Annotated in this window: 15 protein-coding genes, 1 pseudogene and 1 riboswitch; of the genes and pseudogenes, 8 read left to right on the top strand and 8 right to left on the bottom strand. The window is 45.2% G+C overall.

Translation table 11 applies throughout. From position 1 onward, the window contains the following. The first annotated feature begins 160 nt into the window (after positions 1-160). Genes Q1A86_RS17735 through Q1A86_RS17715 form a run of 5 tightly spaced genes read left to right on the top strand, consistent with a single transcriptional unit; the run spans position 161 to position 3,363 of the window. A complete protein-coding gene (locus Q1A86_RS17735) occupies positions 161-445 on the top strand; it encodes a DUF2282 domain-containing protein (protein WP_299809554.1) in 285 nt (94 codons plus the stop codon). Next, positions 445-1,311: a DUF692 domain-containing protein gene (locus tag Q1A86_RS17730; protein WP_299809549.1), complete on the top strand. Its 867-nt coding sequence runs from the start codon at positions 445-447 to the stop codon at positions 1,309-1,311. Before Q1A86_RS17735 ends, Q1A86_RS17730 begins: the two co-directional genes overlap by 1 nt. Beyond that, positions 1,302-2,087: a DNA-binding domain-containing protein gene (locus tag Q1A86_RS17725; RefSeq protein WP_299809546.1), complete on the top strand. Its 786-nt coding sequence runs from the start codon at positions 1,302-1,304 to the stop codon at positions 2,085-2,087. Before Q1A86_RS17730 ends, Q1A86_RS17725 begins: the two co-directional genes overlap by 10 nt. 20 nt (positions 2,088-2,107) lie before the next feature. After that, complete coding sequence (locus Q1A86_RS17720; RefSeq protein ID WP_299809543.1) at positions 2,108-2,587, top strand: RNA polymerase sigma factor; 480 nt, start codon at positions 2,108-2,110, stop codon at positions 2,585-2,587. A gap of 2 nt (positions 2,588-2,589) precedes the next feature. Continuing rightward, positions 2,590-3,363: a hypothetical protein gene (locus Q1A86_RS17715; protein ID WP_299809540.1), complete on the top strand. Its 774-nt coding sequence runs from the start codon at positions 2,590-2,592 to the stop codon at positions 3,361-3,363. A 29-nt stretch (positions 3,364-3,392) separates the two neighbouring features. Here the strand turns inward: Q1A86_RS17715 and Q1A86_RS17710 are convergent, their stop codons facing one another. From Q1A86_RS17710 to glp, 4 genes and pseudogenes are all read right to left on the bottom strand, one after another. After that, positions 3,393-3,605, bottom strand: coding sequence for a DUF333 domain-containing protein (locus Q1A86_RS17710; protein WP_299809743.1), 213 nt, complete (start codon positions 3,603-3,605; stop codon positions 3,393-3,395). Next, a pseudogene (locus tag Q1A86_RS17705) lies at positions 3,588-3,806 on the bottom strand (DUF333 domain-containing protein); the annotation flags it as partial. The pseudogene Q1A86_RS17705 and the gene Q1A86_RS17710, both read right to left, overlap by 18 nt. 288 nt (positions 3,807-4,094) lie before the next feature. Then, positions 4,095-4,865 (bottom strand): molybdopterin-synthase adenylyltransferase MoeB, encoded by a 771-nt coding sequence (gene moeB / locus Q1A86_RS17700; protein ID WP_299809537.1) that lies wholly within the window; start codon positions 4,863-4,865, stop codon positions 4,095-4,097. Between the two features lie 34 nt (positions 4,866-4,899). Continuing rightward, on the bottom strand, positions 4,900-6,144 hold the full coding sequence (gene glp, locus Q1A86_RS17695) for a gephyrin-like molybdotransferase Glp (protein ID WP_299809535.1): 1,245 nt from the start codon (positions 6,142-6,144) through the stop codon (positions 4,900-4,902). 350 nt (positions 6,145-6,494) lie between these two features. On the opposite strand from glp, the gene ftnA reads away from it, so the two are divergent. Beyond that, positions 6,495-7,022, top strand: a complete 528-nt coding sequence (gene ftnA, locus Q1A86_RS17690) for a non-heme ferritin (protein ID WP_299809532.1) — start codon at positions 6,495-6,497, stop codon at positions 7,020-7,022. 63 nt (positions 7,023-7,085) lie between these two features. On the opposite strand, the gene Q1A86_RS17685 is transcribed toward ftnA, so the two are convergent. Both Q1A86_RS17685 and ribB read right to left on the bottom strand, forming a co-directional pair. Further along, positions 7,086-10,286 carry an EAL domain-containing protein gene (locus Q1A86_RS17685; protein WP_299809529.1) on the bottom strand — a complete coding sequence of 1,067 codons (3,201 nt, stop codon included), beginning with the start codon at positions 10,284-10,286 and terminating at the stop codon, positions 7,086-7,088. A gap of 314 nt (positions 10,287-10,600) precedes the next feature. Next, the gene (ribB, locus tag Q1A86_RS17680; RefSeq protein WP_299809526.1) at positions 10,601-11,239 is read right to left on the bottom strand and encodes a 3,4-dihydroxy-2-butanone-4-phosphate synthase; all 639 of its coding nucleotides are present in this window, start codon (positions 11,237-11,239) and stop codon (positions 10,601-10,603) included. Between the two features lie 162 nt (positions 11,240-11,401). Then, positions 11,402-11,659: riboswitch (FMN riboswitch) on the bottom strand. 188 nt (positions 11,660-11,847) lie between these two features. Between ribB and Q1A86_RS17675 the strand changes: the two genes are divergently transcribed. Beyond that, complete coding sequence (locus tag Q1A86_RS17675) at positions 11,848-13,992, top strand: S9 family peptidase (RefSeq protein ID WP_299809523.1); 2,145 nt, start codon at positions 11,848-11,850, stop codon at positions 13,990-13,992. Between the two features lie 47 nt (positions 13,993-14,039). After that, on the top strand, positions 14,040-14,339 hold the full coding sequence (locus Q1A86_RS17670) for a GIY-YIG nuclease family protein (RefSeq protein ID WP_299809741.1): 300 nt from the start codon (positions 14,040-14,042) through the stop codon (positions 14,337-14,339). 66 nt (positions 14,340-14,405) lie between these two features. On the opposite strand, the gene lepB is transcribed toward Q1A86_RS17670, so the two are convergent. Together lepB and Q1A86_RS17660 are read right to left on the bottom strand one after the other, a co-directional pair. Further along, positions 14,406-15,065, bottom strand: a complete 660-nt coding sequence (lepB, locus tag Q1A86_RS17665) for a signal peptidase I (protein WP_299809520.1) — start codon at positions 15,063-15,065, stop codon at positions 14,406-14,408. Positions 15,066-15,208: 143 nt separating this feature from the next. Then, a complete protein-coding gene (locus Q1A86_RS17660; protein ID WP_299809517.1) occupies positions 15,209-15,964 on the bottom strand; it encodes a hypothetical protein in 756 nt (251 codons plus the stop codon). Positions 15,965-16,259: the final 295 nt, after the last annotated feature.

Genomic DNA, 16,259 nt, shown 5'->3' with positions numbered 1-16,259 from the left:
CGATCGCAAACCTCATCTATACATTCATAAAGGCGAGAGTGGCTCAGCCCGACGTTAGTTTTCTATTCGACTAGAATTAATTTTGACCATGATGCAATCAATAACGATTTTGATTCGTTATAGCTATTGAACATCTTATCAATCAAAAGGACATTCAGATATGAAATCGACAAAAACTGCCGTAGGTGTAACTGTCGCAGGTATTCTTGCTGCCAGCCTTTCGTTAGGCGCACAAGCGGTACCAGAACAACCAAAAGAGTGGGAAAAGTGTGCTGGCGTAGCAAAAGCCGGGGCCAATGATTGTGGCGCCTTAGATGGCAGCCATGGCTGCGCAGGCCAAGCTAAAGAAGACAATATGCCTACCGAATGGATTTATGTACCAGCAGGGACTTGCGACAAGATCACTGGTGGTAAAGTCAAAGCGGTCAAACCGGCTAAAAGCTAGTGACTTCGTCAAGCATAATGGGCGCAGGCATAGGTCTGCGTATTCCCCATGTCCAGCAGTTATTGGCAGATGAGTCCATCGAGATCCCTTGGCTTGAAGTACTCGTAGATAACTGGCTGGTCGATGGTGGATTAAATCAGCATCTGCTCAAGGTTGTCAGTGAGCGCTTTGAGTTAGTTTTTCATAGCGTGGGGTTATCTCTTGGTGGCCCAAGTCCCCTCGACTTTAACTACCTTAGTCAGATAAAAGCGTTAAAAGAGCAGTGTGGCGCGCATTGGTATTCTGAGCATGCCAGCTTCTCTGGCAATGACGACTTTAAGGTGGCCGATCTGCTACCACTGCCATACACCCAGGAGGCGGTGATGCATATCAGCCAGCGTATTAAGCAGGCTCAAGATTTTTTGGGTGAAAGGATTCTGCTAGAAAACGTATCTACCTATATGAGCTGTCGTCATAACGAATTGAGCGAGGGGGAGTTTATTGCAGCCATAGCTGAAGAAGCCGATTGTTACCTGTTACTCGATATTAATAATGCCTTCGTGACTAGCGTTAACCTCAATCAATCAATGCAATCATTTATGGATTCTATTCCGGTTGAGCGAGTTAAGCAGATCCATCTTGCCGGTTTTCACGATAAGGGGGATTACCTGCTCGATGCCCATAACCATCCTGTTGCGCCTAGTGTCTGGGCTGCATTCAAATCATACATTAATAAACATGGCGCCATTCCCAGCATGATTGAATGGGATAACGAATTACCAACGCTGGAGCGTTTGCTGCAAGAGCGGCAGATTGCAGCCGATATATTACGAGAACCATCACTAGTTGGTGCTAGTGACGATGCGGGTGACGAGCGATGCGCTTAGCAGATTGGCAATCGGCCTTTATCCTTGCTCTTGAGCCGCAAGGTAGTGCGGATAGGCTTACCCTGCTAGTCAATGAGCGCGAGCGGAGTCGGCTAGATATATACCGTAATAATGCTTTTCAAGCGATATTGAGTGCACTGCAGTTAGTGTTTCCTGTCTGCCAAACGGTAGTGGGGGAAACCTGTTTTACACAATTGGTAAAAGGCTATGCTCGGCAATACCCATTAAATGACAGTAACTTGAATCGATACGGACAGAACTTTGCTCACTGGCTAGCAGTAGAGGTTCGTCAGCATCAAGGCTTTAAAGAACTGCAGTACTTACCTGAACTGGCTCAATTGGAATGGCTATTAAACCAGAGCTATTACGCGATGGATGTAGAAGTGATGATGCAGCCACCCAATTGCAAACTAGAGCAATTAGCCGAGCTAAACGAGCAGGAGCAACAACAGGCGGTGTTATTGCTGCGACCGGATCTCGCCCTGCTCACTTGTCATTACCCTGTACAGCAAATTTGGCATCGACATAAACAGAGTGCGCAAAACAATGTTGCTGAAGATATTGGGAATGATACCGGTTATCTAGTGATCCATAGAAATGGTTATAAGGCGCAGTTTAGTCTAGTCATACAGCCCATGATGCAGTTGCTGCAAGCAATATCCGCAGGTCAAACACTCGCGCAAATTACTGCCTCGGCTTTAGATCTTAGCTTGCTGAGTGACTTGATTGAGCGGCAATGGATCTGTGGCTTTAGGCTCGTTGCCGAGGTGGACTAGAACTTATGGGTAGGGAGCTTATGGATAGAGAGCTGCTACAGAGTTTGTATCGATACTGTTTTTGCCTTACCGGCAATAACTCTCAGGCCGAAGATCTACTACAAACCGCCGTAGAGAGCTGGCTAAAGACGAGTAGTCGACCGCTTCAGTTAAGAGCTTATCTAAGAAAAGTGATCCGTAATCAGTTTATCGACGACTGCCGTAGGCTCAAAATCGTGGACTTTGAACCGCTAGATGACAATGCTCCCGTGCTGCTCGATGAAATATGCCTCGAAGAGGTAGAAATTCAACACAACCTGATTGAGCACCTATTTGAGCTGCTTAATCCTGCCGAGAGAGAGGTGTTATACCTGTGGGCCATAGAGGGCTATAGCGCGGCTGAGATAGCCGAAGATCTGCAGCAGCCCCGTGGCACTATCTTGTCACGTTTACACCGTATTAAACTGAAAATAGCCGATCTCGCACTCGATGATGCGGCGCAAACTATTGGAGGGCTGTAAAAATGACAAAGAAGACAGATGCCGCCGATATGAGCTTTAAAGCCTTAGTTAAACAGCATATTGAAACACAAACCTTGAGTGAACAAGGGTTGGTAAGGTTGGAGAACCTATTGGTTGGCGTAGAGGCAACCCAAGGCAATGCTATTCAAGTTGAAGGTGAGTCGTCACCTTTGCATACGGGATCAGCTTCTACGCAGTATAGCGAAGGCATTCGACAGAGTAATAATGGTTTAGCCGCTGGGCAGGAGTTGAGTGATGATAGCCCGACGCGGTATAAAAGTATGCTGGCGTTAGCTGCCAGTGTATTACTACTAGTACTTAGTCTGAATTGGTATCCAGAGATAGGTTGGCAAGGAGAGCCGAGCAGTACTCCACAGTTAGGCGTTAGTGATATGAGCATAAAGATTGCTGTTGAAGTGGCTAAAAACCATATCAAGATGAAGCCACTCGAAGTGCAAACCGCCGAGCTGTCACAGTTAAGAGATTATTTCACAGAGCTTGATTTTACACTGGTGAGCTCCAGTCGTATTGGTGAGGCTAAACAGATGATAGGCGGCCGATACTGCTCAATTCAAGGGTTGACGGCTGCGCAGATAAGGTTTGTTGATAAGCAGCCTTTAACTTTATACCAAGTCCAATACGATAAGACATTATATGGAGAGCTTCCTCGTGTTGACTTAGGTCAAAAGCCTGTAGAGCTGGTGGAGAGAGGCGTAGCGGTATCTATCTGGGTTGAAAAAGGGTTATTAATGGCGACTGCTCACTCAATTGAATAACCCAAAATAAGATTAAGGATTGTGACTCGTTATTCAGTGACCTTATTATCACGACGATACAGTTGCCACTGCTCTATTTGCTCACCACTAGGCAGTGTACAAATGCTGGTGGTCAGATCGACACTACCGCCTTGAGCGATACAATTTTGTGTCGCAGGGTTAGGCTTACCGACTTGAGGCTTAATTAACTTAGATGTTGTATCAGATTCATTGGCGTCTGACGGGTGATCTCGTCGATACAAGCTCCACTCCTCTATACGCTCTCCATTGGGTAAGCTGCAATAACCGACTTCGCCTTCAGCTTGTTTTTCAATTTCTAGTTCGCCGCCAAGAGACACACAATAAGTTGAAGCTGGGTTAGCTAGCTGAACGGGTTTTGCTGGATCTTCAGTTTTCTGAGCTTGGTTTTCAGCTGAAGGGTTGCAGCCTGCGAGCAGTATTATTGTCGCAGCGAGAGCGGTGACTTTTGTGCAGTTACTTAGAGAGAAAAGCGTATTCATTAGTGACTCCGTTACACTCTTTATCAAGCTTGGGATTAGGTTAGTGACTTTACTAACGTAATAGCAGCTGAAAAGGGTTATTCCATTTGAGTTCTAATTTACGGAAGCTTTCAGTCGAGTACAAGTGGCAAATGACATCTGCTAAATAGCGAGGTGATAGATGCTGTGTTGTGAATAAAAAAGTGGCCACAGCGGGCCACATTTAAGCATTCTTTATCAGATTGATAAGTCTTAACTACAGACGGAACAACCTGGAAGTTTCGGTAGTTTCATCTCTCTAAACTCCATCGTCATCGCATCTATCATCAAGATGCGTCCAGCTAGAGTCTGCCCCATACTAGCAATGACCTTGATGGCTTCTACAGCTTGTAAGCAACCTATCATGCCGACAACTGGTGCCAGAATACCTGATTCCACACAGCTTAACTGTTGCTCACCGAATAGCTTACTAAAGCAGTGATAACAAGGTGTGTTTTCTTGATAGTCAAATACAGTGACCATGCCTTCCATACGGATAGCGGCTGCGGAGATCAGTGGCTTCTTGTGCTTAAAGCAACTCTGGTTGAGCTGCTCGCGCACGGCCACATTATCGGTACAATCCATGATGATAGAGTGTTGCTCAACTAGGGTATCGATTTCATGGTCATCTAAAACAGCATTGATAGTCTCAATCTGAATATGCGGATTGAGCGCGGTAAGACTTTGCTTGGCAGAATCGACCTTAGCTTGGCCGACGTTGGCATCTTGGTGTAAGACTTGTCTCTGTAAGTTTGAGATCTCGACGGTATCGAAATCAACTAATGTCATTGAGCCCGCGCCAGCCACAGCAAGATATTGGCTCGCCGCACAGCCTAAGCCGCCAGCTCCAATGATCAATATCTTGGCTTGTTTAAGCTTTTCTTGGCCCTCAAAGTCCATCGATTTGATCGATATTTGGCGGCTATAACGTAATATTTCCGCATCAGATAAGATTTCATCTGTTGCTGTTTGTTCGGTAGACATCAAATTGATCTCATAAGTTTACGCTGTGCTCGTTTTAGCAAAGCACGCTATTAAAAGGCTCTACAGTCACTTGACTGCCATCGCTTAAGCCATCGCAATCTTGAGCTAAGATAATAAAGCAATTTGCCAGAGTCATTGAGGTCAGCATGCCTGAACCTTGGCCGCCAGTGACTTCAACTTCGGCTTCACCTTCAGCGTTATAGCTTAAGATGGCACGCTGGTATTCAACTCGTCCTGGGAACTTACGAATTTCCCCTTTTAGTGTCGCTTTTAGGGTGACCGGTTTAACTTGAGCTAAACCTTGTATCTTATTGAGCAACGGCCACACAAGCTTGTAGAAGGTCACCATAGAGGAAACTGGGTTACCCGGTAGTCCGCAGAAAATGGCATCGCCAAGATGGCCAAAGGCAAAAGGTTTACCCGGTTTAATGGCTAGCTTCCAGAACGTGATTTGACCTTCTTCATCTAAGATCTGCTTAGTGTAATCGGCATCGCCTACAGAGACGCCACCCGAGGTTAGCACCATATCGGCGCATTCTGATGCGGTTTTAAAGGCTTGGCGAATGGCTTCTTTATCATCTTCGATGACGCCAAGATCGATCCATTCGATATTCGCGCGGCTGAGTAAACCTTGAATGCTATAACGATTCGAATCATAGATCTGGCCTGGGCCTAATTCGCTACCTACTGGGCGCAGTTCGTCACCTGTAGAGAAAAATGCCACCTTAACAATGCGCTTAACACGTAACTGACTCACACCGATTGTAGCCAGTACGCCCATTTCAGCCGCGCCGATTAAGGTACCTGTAGTTAATACTTTGGTACCGCTTGTGAGCTCTTCAGCACGACGACGAACATTCGCGCCAAGCTCTTTAGGCGCTTCAATGGTGATCTGCTCGCCGTCAGCGGAGACCTTTTCCTGCATCTGTACCGTGTCGTAACCGTTAGGCACTGGGGCCCCGGTCATGATACGAATACAGGCACCCTTAAGGCATTCACCTTTAAAAGGATGACCCGCGAAAGATTGACCGATTAATTTCAGCGGCGTGCCAGCACTTAAGTCGGCAAAATTGAAGGCGTAGCCATCCATCGCCGAATTGTCGAATGGTGGGAGATCGATATGAGAGGCGAGATCTTCAGCAAGTACTCGACCTAATGCTTGTGGCAGTGTCACGACTTCTGAGTCTGTGATTGGCTTAACTTGCTCTAGTAATTTAACAATAGCCTGATCGGGATGCATTAGGCTAGGTTGAGAACATGGATCTGCATGAGTCTGCATCTATCTATCCTTGAGAGGTAAATCGGAACGTTAAGTAAAAACGAATATAGTGCATTATGCCACGGTGAATGCAGATGGCTATGATCTGCGCGGCAGTTTTTAAACAGAGTTAAAATTGAATCGTAATTTATGCAAACAATTTAGCTTGTATCACTTTGAGGCAGAATAAGAGCCTTAACTCTGATTTTATTCGTTATTTTGTTAAATCTAATCGCAACCAAGGTAACGTAAAGTGCTGTAAATGAAAACCATTATTATTTAATTAACAATCACTTAAGTAAATTTTATTGCAATTAATAGCTAGCTTGATAACAATAACCGCCATAAACAGAAAGTCCTAAGGAATAGATATGCTAGCCCAGAAGATGATTGACCAGTTAAATGACCAGATCAACATGGAGTTCTTCTCCTCAAACCTGTATCTACAGATGAGTGCATGGTGTGAAGATAAAGGCTTTGAAGGGGCGGCTCAGTTTATGCGTGCTCATGCCGAGGAAGAGATGGGCCACATGCAGCGTTTATTCACTTACGTGAGTGAAACGGGTGGAATGCCATTGTTAGGGACTATCGAAGCGCCACAAGCCGAGTTTCCTTCATTGTTGGCTCTATTCGAATACACCTATGAGCACGAGCAATTGATCACTAAGAAGATTAATGAGTTGGCCCATGCTGCATTCACTAATCAAGACTACTCTACCTTCAACTTCCTGCAGTGGTATGTGTCTGAGCAGCATGAAGAAGAGAAGCTATTCAAGTCAATCGTCGATAAAATTCGCTTGGTAGGTGAAGATGGTAAAGCTCTATTCTTCGTTGATAAAGATTTGGCGCAGATGGCAGTAGAAGAGTCTGCAAGCGTGATGACTAGCGCCGCTGTATAAGTCGCTTGGTTAAAAACAAAAAAAAAGAGCAGCTAAGCTGCTCTTTTTTTATGTCCATTACTTCTATAGCGACTCAACTGCGCTGAGTTCAGCTGCTCGGTTGAGGTATTGAAATGGCTGAGCTTGCCGTAAAAATTCAACTAATTGTGCCTTAGGTAGAGGTTTAGACATCAAGAAGCCTTGGGCGTAATCACAGCCTAAGCCGCGTAAGAAGTGCCATTGCTCTATAGTTTCAATCCCTTCAGCCACAAGCGGCATCTCTAAACTTTGCGCCATCATCACAATCGCCTTAATTAATTTAGCATCAGATGGATTGTCTAATACATTATCGATAAAGCTCTTATCGATCTTAATGACAGAAATAGGGCATTGAGTCAGATAGCTAAGTGCCGAGTAACCTGTACCAAAGTCATCGAGATAGATATCGACACCTAGTTGTTTAATCGATTCTAAAGTTTGTAAGCATTGCGGCTTATCTTCTATCAACATGCTTTCGGTGATTTCGATGTGTAAATTTTCGGCGGCGATGTCATGTTTGGCTAATGTCTGTTTGAGTATGTCTAAAAAGCTAATGTCTCTGGAGTGAATACATTGGCGTGCCGAGACATTAATGGCCATCTTGAGCATTAATCCTTGGGCGTGCCACTGTGCAAGGTCTGACAGCGCCTGATGTAAGATCCATTCGCCTAAAGGTTCAATTAATCCAGCCTCTTCGGCGATAGGGATGAAGGCCTGTGGTGAGATGACGCCGTAATCTGGATCTCGCCAACGGACAAGCGCCTCAACACTGGTTACCTTGCCGCTACGCATATCGATAACAGGCTGATACTCAAGGTAGAACTCTGACTGTTTAACAGCTTTACGTAGTCTCTGCTCAAGGTGCATGCGTTCAAGCATTTCAACGTTCATCTCGGGGGAGAAATATTGAAAATGTGCTCGGCCATCGCGCTTGGCCTGATACATGGCTGTTTCAGAGTTATGCAGTAGCGTTTCAATATCTTGACCATCTTCTGGGTAGAAGGCGATACCGAAGCTGGAGGAAATAAGGGTTTCTTTATTGTCGAACAAGTAAGGCTTAGATAGTGCATCACTGAGCTTCTGCGCCAGTTGTTCGGTGCCAACATTGCCTGTTTGTGGCGCTATAACAGCAAACTCATCGCCACCTATACGGGCGATAGAATCATCAGGTCCAAGCACGGCTTCGAGCCGTGTCGCCGATTGCTTAAGCACCTTGTTACCTGCAGCGTGGCCGTGGAGCTCGTTAATAAACTTAAACCTGTCTAGGTCGATGAAGAAGATGGCAACTTGGCTATCAGTTTTTTGTGCAGTATCGATAGCTTGCTGCAGCCTAGAAGAAAATAGGTGGCGATTAGGCTGTTTCGTTAAGGAGTCGAAGTTGGTCTTATACCAGATATCCTGCTCATACTGCTTGTTGTTACTGATATCTAAGAACAAGCCAATATGCTGAACGGTCTCATTCTTATTGTTCTTCACTGCGGTGATCTTTAGGTATTCAGGATAGATCTTGCCATCTTTGCGTTTATTCCAGATCTCTCCCTCCCAGCTATTTTTACTCGATAAGGATTGCCACAGCTTTTGGTAAAAATCTTCTTGGTGATGGGCAGAGCTTAAGATATTGGGACTCTTGCCTTTAACATCTTCAAGGGTATAACCAGTTATCTTGGTGAAGGCGGGGTTAACCAGCTCGATACGGTTGCTGGCATCGGTGACGATAATGCCTTCGGCAGAATGCCTGAATACGGCAGAGGCTTGGTGTAGCGCGCGTCTTGACTTCATGCGCTCTGATACCATTTGATTTACGGCCAGTGCTATTTGTGCCAGCTCATCTTTACCCTTAACTTCTAGATCGAGTACTAGGCTTGGATCTTTTGCCAGTTTCTCAACATCATCAACTATGCCTCTCACCGAGTCGATAAGGTTGTTGGCTATATTTCTCCCCACTAGATAGACGATATAGAAGAAGAGCAAACCAGCAAAGAGGCTGATATAGAGATAAGAGAGGATCTGTTGTTTTTCCACCTCATTTTGATGGGCGATTTTAGCCGTCAGCTGAGTATTAATCTGATGAAGGGCGTCAATGCCTGCTGTTGCGGCATTCCACCATGACTCGCTATCGATCGCTGGCTTCTGCTTTTGTAGTTGATAAAGGTTGTCATGTAAGGCGATGTCTTGTGCGAGTAACTCTAATGTTGCTCCAGGGGTAGGTAACTGGGTTAACTCTGCTTTGGTTACGTGCTCTTGGTAGCCATCCGCAGTTTGCTTAATCGCCTTAATCAAGCCTTGTTGCTCTGGAGTGAGGGGGTAGTTATTAGTTAAATGAGTTAGTACGGTTTTTAAGGCGAAGTAGTTTTCTCGAAATTTAGTTAGATAAGCTGGGTTTAATGTAGTTAGGTATCCATTAAGGTTATAGCTAAGTCCACGATAACCAATCAAGTCATTGATAATTTCAGCCTGCTCTATCAGGCTAACTTGTTGCTGGACCTGTATACGGTAACTAGAGATAAGTTGCTGTTCCTGGCTATCCATCAACAGGTCAAAGCTGGCTCGATTATCGAGTGTCATGACCGAAATAGCATTGGTAATGGCATTGTCGAGTTGAGTTCTAATCTGCGCGATCTGCTTGAAAGCGCCAGCCTCTAACACCGGTGCCGAAAGTAGTTGATTGATTAAGCCGCGTTCTTGGCCAGATAGTTCCTGAATCTTCAGCATGTTGACTAAATCGGCCTGCACTAACACCTGATAGGAATTATCACTCTTGAAGCGTAGTTGCGAGACAAAGTTTATAAGCTTTTGGGTGAGTCTGGAGTAAAAACTGAAGTATTCGGGTGTATTTAATTCGATGATTTTTTGGCGGGCGATACTGAGTTGTTGTCGTGCTAAGCTGGCTTTACTGAGTTGTTCTTGCAGTGTATTAAAAAGTTCGGTGTCACTTTTCACTGTATTGATGGTTTTATCGAGCGCGGAGTTGAACACTAACTCTTGAAACATCTTGTCGGTCGTCAGCCATTGTTGCTCTAGTTCTTGTTTAAATAAGCGACCGTCACTACTTAGGTAGCCAGCCGAGAGGCCGCGCTCTTTCTGTAGTTCATAGATGACATTTTCTATGCCTAAAGTGACTTTAGTGGTGAGCACATTTGCTGAAGCATGTTGGTACTGCTTAATGAGTGTTGATGCGCTTAGCACTGCAAGTAATACCAATATAAACATAGGTAAAGATGCAGATAGAAATAATTTCTGTTTCAAGCTTAATCGGCTTAACACGGGTTGCATTCGGCGATGGCCCTCCGCAGGAGATAATTTTGTCTTAGTAAGGCAGTGGAGCTATACGAAGTAAAAAATAGCGCCAAATAATAACCATAGAAATGAATGTGCGCCTTAGCGTGTCTATTAAAGTCCAGTCTAGGTCACGAATTTAACAAAATACTTCAAACATCTGCCAAATCAAAGGTTTTGCTGAACAGTTTGTTATACATAATGAATATAAGTAAGTGGTTATATAAATGAAAGCGGCATAAGAAAACAGCCGCATAGACTGCGGCTGTTAACTGTAAACTTAATTATTGAGTATTACGATAAGCAACAATGTCCTCGATGGTGAGTACTGGCATATCATGTTGCTGACCAAATTCGACAATTTCAGGTAAGCGGGCCATGGTGCCGTTTGGCAGTGTCACTTCGCATAGCACCCCAAAAGGCTTGAGGCCGGCAAGCTTCATAAGATCGACCGTGCCTTCTGTATGGCCACGGCGCTCTAACACACCACCAGGACGAGCCCGCAGTGGGTACACATGACCTGGGCGTGCTAAGTCATCGGGCTGAGCATTGTCGGCTATAGCGGTCTTGATGGTCGTTACGCGATCGGCAGCTGAAACACCTGTAGTGACACCATGTTTAGCTTCGATACTCACGGTAAAGGCTGTGCCATATTGGCTGTTGTTGTCACTCACCATAGGGGGGAGTTGCAGCTGCTCAATACGTTCATCGGTTAGACATAGACAAACGATTCCGCTGCATTCACGAATGAGTAGTGCCATCTGTTCATTGGTGAGAGTCTCTGCTGCATAGATTAGATCGCCTTCATTTTCACGATCTTCATCATCGACAACTAACACACCTTTGCCTTGGCGAAGTGCGTTTAGCGCAGCATTAACACGTTCGATTGGGTTGCCATATGGGGCAAGTAAAGACTGATTCATGGATAACATCCTTAAAATACGACATTGGGTTGGCCAGAATCAGGGCGTACAGAAAATGACACATACCATCAGCCAAAAACTTTGGCTAATAGTTATATGCATAATAAGAGCGACAAAGAGCACCACAAAGCTAACAGTAGCTTACGGTTCCCTCGTTTTTTCTTATATTCTCTTTCATCCGGACTTAGCGTACTCACTTAGTTAGTACTCATTACCGTCGGCTCTGGAGTAGGTACAACCTTATTGATGACGGGTGTCTTTGATAAGGTCTGTTTACCAGATCTGCTGACCCTAGTTAATATTGACTGCTATTGATATTTAATAGCGTAAACTAGGCGCTCGCGGGCTTTTATACTGTGATTGATATACTCAGCATAATTTACCGCCGGTGGGGAATTACACCCCGCCCTGAGAATTATTTTTGGCTGATTATTAATGAATTGATTAACAAACTAGCCAAGTGGCGCTATGTTGCCCCTATTTAAATAAAATGACAAGCTGGGCTGTTAAAATAGCGCGATAGCGCAAAAAACTATCGATACTGCGATTCAGGAATCGCCCCAGTCAATGTACGGAACATTTTGACTGAGATTAGAAAGGGATGTTAGATGAAAACTGCTCCGCTCATACTCAGCGCTGTATTGCTATTTGGATGTAATAATATGACCACCACCCAAGCTGTAAAACCACCTAAAGCCGATAAAGTTCCACATAGCATGACTCTCCATGGTGTAACCCGTGTCGATGACTATTACTGGATGCGAGATGACGAGCGTAAAGATGACAAGGTAATTGCGTATTTAAACGCAGAGAATGTCTATACCAAACAAGAGTTCAAACCCTTTAGTGAGCTTAAGCAAGGTTTGTTTGATGAGCTGGTGGGCCGTTTAGATAAAGATGAGTCGAGTGTGCCTTATTTCTGGCATAAGCATTGGTACTACCGTTATTACAAACAGGGTTTTGAATACCCAGTTATAGCCCGTAAAACCGCGTTGGAAAGTGAACAGGAGCAAGTGCTGCTAGATGTGAATGAACGCGCGGAAGGTAAAGATTTTTATGGTTTAGGTGGCGTATCGGTAAGCCCTGATGAAACCAAGCTGGTGTTCGGTGAAGATCTTGTTAGTCGACGGATATACACCTTGTACTTTAAAGATCTTACAACCGGTGAGCTGATGGGTGACAAGCTCGAAGGGACCGACGGTGGTGTCGTATGGTCTAACGATAACCAGCATCTGTTCTATATCGCCAAAGATCCGCAGACACTGCTCGGTTATCAAGTGTTTCGTCATAAGTTAGGCACGGCGCAATCAGCAGATGTGCTTGTGTATGAAGAACAAGATGACGCCTTCTATATCAGCTTAGGCAAATCCTTGGATGAGTCGGTTATCGTCTTGCATGCAGAAAGTACGGTAACAAGCGAAGTTCGCATGTTGGATGCCAATACATCTTTGGGTAAGTTTGAGCCTGTGTTAGCAAGAGAAGAAGGGCATGAGTACTCGGTGTCTAAGCTAGGCGACACTTATTACATATTGACTAACTGGCAAGCGAGTAACTTCCGCTTAATGAAAGTGGCGATTAGTCAGGCGGCAGACAAGAGTGCTTGGCAAGATGTGATAGCCCACGATCTCAACTCACGCATAGAAGATGTATTGCTGCTGAGTGACTATATGGTGGTGCAAACTCGCGAGCGAGGCATCAGCCGTATTCGCGTGTATCCGTTTAATGAGCAAGCTGAGTTTGAGCTGGTCTTTAATGATCCCGCCTATGTTGTTGGTTTCGATATTAACGCCAGCCAGCAAAGCAACAAGCTCCGCATTTATTACTCAAGCCCAACGACCCCTGAGTCTGTGTATGAGTATGCACTGGCTAAGCCAAACGAGAGAGAACTGCTTAAACAGGAGCAAGTCCTCGGTGAGTTTAATGCCGATGACTATCAAGCAGAGCGTCTGTTTATTGCTGCCCGTGACGGTAAAGAGGTACCGGTGACCTTGGTCTACCGCAAAGACTGCTTTAACAAAGACGGTACTAACCCACTGTATCAGTATGGTTATGGTTCTTATGGTTATACCGTCGAGCCGGACTTTAGCTCATCGGTCTTAAGCTTATTGGATCGCGGTGTGGTTTACGCCATCGCTCATGTACGAGGTTCAGAAATGCTAGGTCGTGGATGGTATGACGACGGTAGAATGCTCAATAAGCAAAACAGCTTTAACGATTTCGTCGATGTGACTAAGGCGCTGACAGAGCAAGGTTACGGCGCAAAAGACAAGGTAGTTGCCGCAGGTGGTAGTGCTGGTGGCCTACTAATGGGTGGGGTGATTAATCAGGCGCCAGAGCGTTACTTTGCCGTGGCAGCGCATGTGCCGTTTGTCGATGTGGTCACCACCATGCTAGATGAGTCGATCCCTCTTACAACCAACGAGTATGACGAGTGGGGTAATCCTAATGAGAAGGTCTATTTTGACTATATGCTCAGCTACGCCCCCTATGACAACGTCAGTGCTCAAGATTACCCACATCTGCTAGTGACCACTGGCTTGCATGACTCGCAAGTACAGTACTTTGAGCCTGCTAAGTGGGTTGCTAAGCTGCGTGATGTAAAGACAGACACTAATATGCTGCTGTTCGATACCGATATGGAAGCGGGACACGGTGGCAAGAGTGGCCGCTATCGCCAGTATGATGATACCGCTAAAGAGTATGCCTTCTTCCTCGGTTTGCTAGGTTTAGATGCTGGCACGACTAAAGAATAGTACTAAGGGGTAATGTGGCTAAAGTGATTGAACCAGCTGAGCAATGCATCGAGGGAAAAAAGCCTGCCAAGCTGCAGCATAAAGTAAGTACAACATTGTGGTACCTGTATATGGTGCGCTGTGCAAACGGCCACCTCTATACCGGGATAACAACAGATGTGGCTCGTCGCTTTAGCGAACATCAAGGTGGTAGTGCTAAATCGGCTAAGTTTCTACGGGGAAAAGGCCCGCTGACTCTAGCTTACTCTGAAACCGTGGGTAGTCACTCCGATGCGCTTAAGCGAGAGATAGCATTAAAGAAGTACTCGAGAGCCAAGAAGCTGGCCTTGATTGCCACAGTTGGTTAAGCATATCGGTATAACGGCGTAACCACTGATAGAGGTTACGCCTTTTCTGGCCAGAGCTAACTGTGTTTAGTTGTTATAAAGGCTGGTGAAAAAACGATTTTCACGGGGGCGGTAGTGGTCTTCATAATCGAGGGAGAAGGCGACTTTGGTTGCTTTACCCATTATTTCATCCCGAGGGACAAAGCCATATACCCGTGAGTCGGCGCTGTTACGGCGGTTATCGCCCATCACTAAATAATGCCCTTCGGGTACGGTTACCGTTTCGAAACTGCTTAACTGATCGCTGGCATCCTTTTCAATCCGGATGTTATGGGATAAGCCATTGAGATCTTCCTTAGCAATTAATTCCTGAACATTGTTGGATACCACAGCGTAAGCCAACGCCTTACCATTAATGAATAGGGCTTCATTGCTTAAGCTAATCTTATCGCCAGGTAAGCCAATGACCCGCTTGATTAAGCGTTTATCCGCAGCTTTTGATTCGAACACAACAATTTCGCCGCGTTCAGGCTCATCTGTTATGGCTAAAGATATTTGAGTAAAGGGCACACGTAAGTTGTAGGCCATTTTATTTACCACAATGCGGTCGCCTTCTTTAATCGTAGGCTGCATAGAGCCTGTCGGTACCGTGTACCAGTCGGCGATAGCACTTCTACAAATAGACATTAAAACAATGAATAGCACTAACTGACGATTATCTTTCCAAAGCTGTTTCATTTTATTCATAAAGCACTCTCATTCAATTAGTTGGGCAGGGCACTGCTGACGTTAGTGGTCTTGTGGTCAGTATCACTGACCGCGAGGTGCACTAATGGACAACAAGCCCTGCGCCGGGAAGTCGTTTACCTTGATGGTCGCAGTGGTATTGGTTAGTGCATGCTGACTGAGCCATTGATGTTATCTACGCTTAAGTCACCAGAGCCTGACTCGATAATGCTTAACCCAAGCGTGTTTTCGACATTGATATCGCCTGAGCCATCATCAATCACGACATGACCATTAACATTTTCCACACTTAAGTCGCCCGAACCATCATCGATATGGGTATCACCACCAATGCCGGAGAGAGTAATAGAGCCCGAGCCATCTTCAAGAGTGAGTTTGCCTGTGGTGTTGCTGACTTCAACTGAGCCAGAGCCGTCTTGGATATTGAGGTCGTTGCCGCCTTTGATCCATACATCACCAGAGCCATCATCAAGCTTAATGTTTGCTGAGAGGCCTTTGATCTCGATATCCCCCGAGCCATCATCGATATCTAACATCATGCTGCTAGGAACTTGTATGTTTAGGTCGATATAGGGTGAGCGCTGAAAGTTAATGCTGCTGTCGAATTCTGCAACTAAGGTCGCTTTTGAGCCGCTTTGCTTGAGGCTGAGATTACTTTCAATATCACCGTAGGTATAAATATCCGCAGTCACCATGATCTGTGAAAGCCCGTCGACACCTTGGATCTTGAGATCGCCTGCGCCAGTTTCGGCCACTAAGGTGTCGATATCGTTAGCATCAATTTGAAGTTGTTTCTTTTGGTGATTAAGGGGCCCTGCATTGGCACCATTAACATTGATGATGCAGCCTGAAAGTGACACGCTAATTAGGGCGGCAAGCAAGGTCGCAGTAGATTTCATTAGTTAACTTCCTTTTATTATTTTTGGTTGGCAGCATTTACAAGCTGCTGTCATTTTAATATCGATCAATAAGCAGAAATTGTGCCAACAGGTTATCTATTTGTTTTAACTATGTTATCTTTGGTTTGCAGTTGGTGGTAATGGCTAATTCACTCAATAACTACCATTAAAGTTTAATTATTAGTGAATTTACTCAAAGACTTGGCTAAAAATACTGAAGAACCTAGAACCTAGAACCTAGAACCTAGAACCTAGAACCTAGAACCTAGAACCTAGAACCTAGAACCTAGAACCT

The organism is uncultured Shewanella sp., from assembly GCF_947497935.1.
GTDB lineage: Bacteria > Pseudomonadota > Gammaproteobacteria > Enterobacterales > Shewanellaceae > Shewanella.
This window is presented reverse-complemented; position numbering and strand designations above follow the sequence as displayed.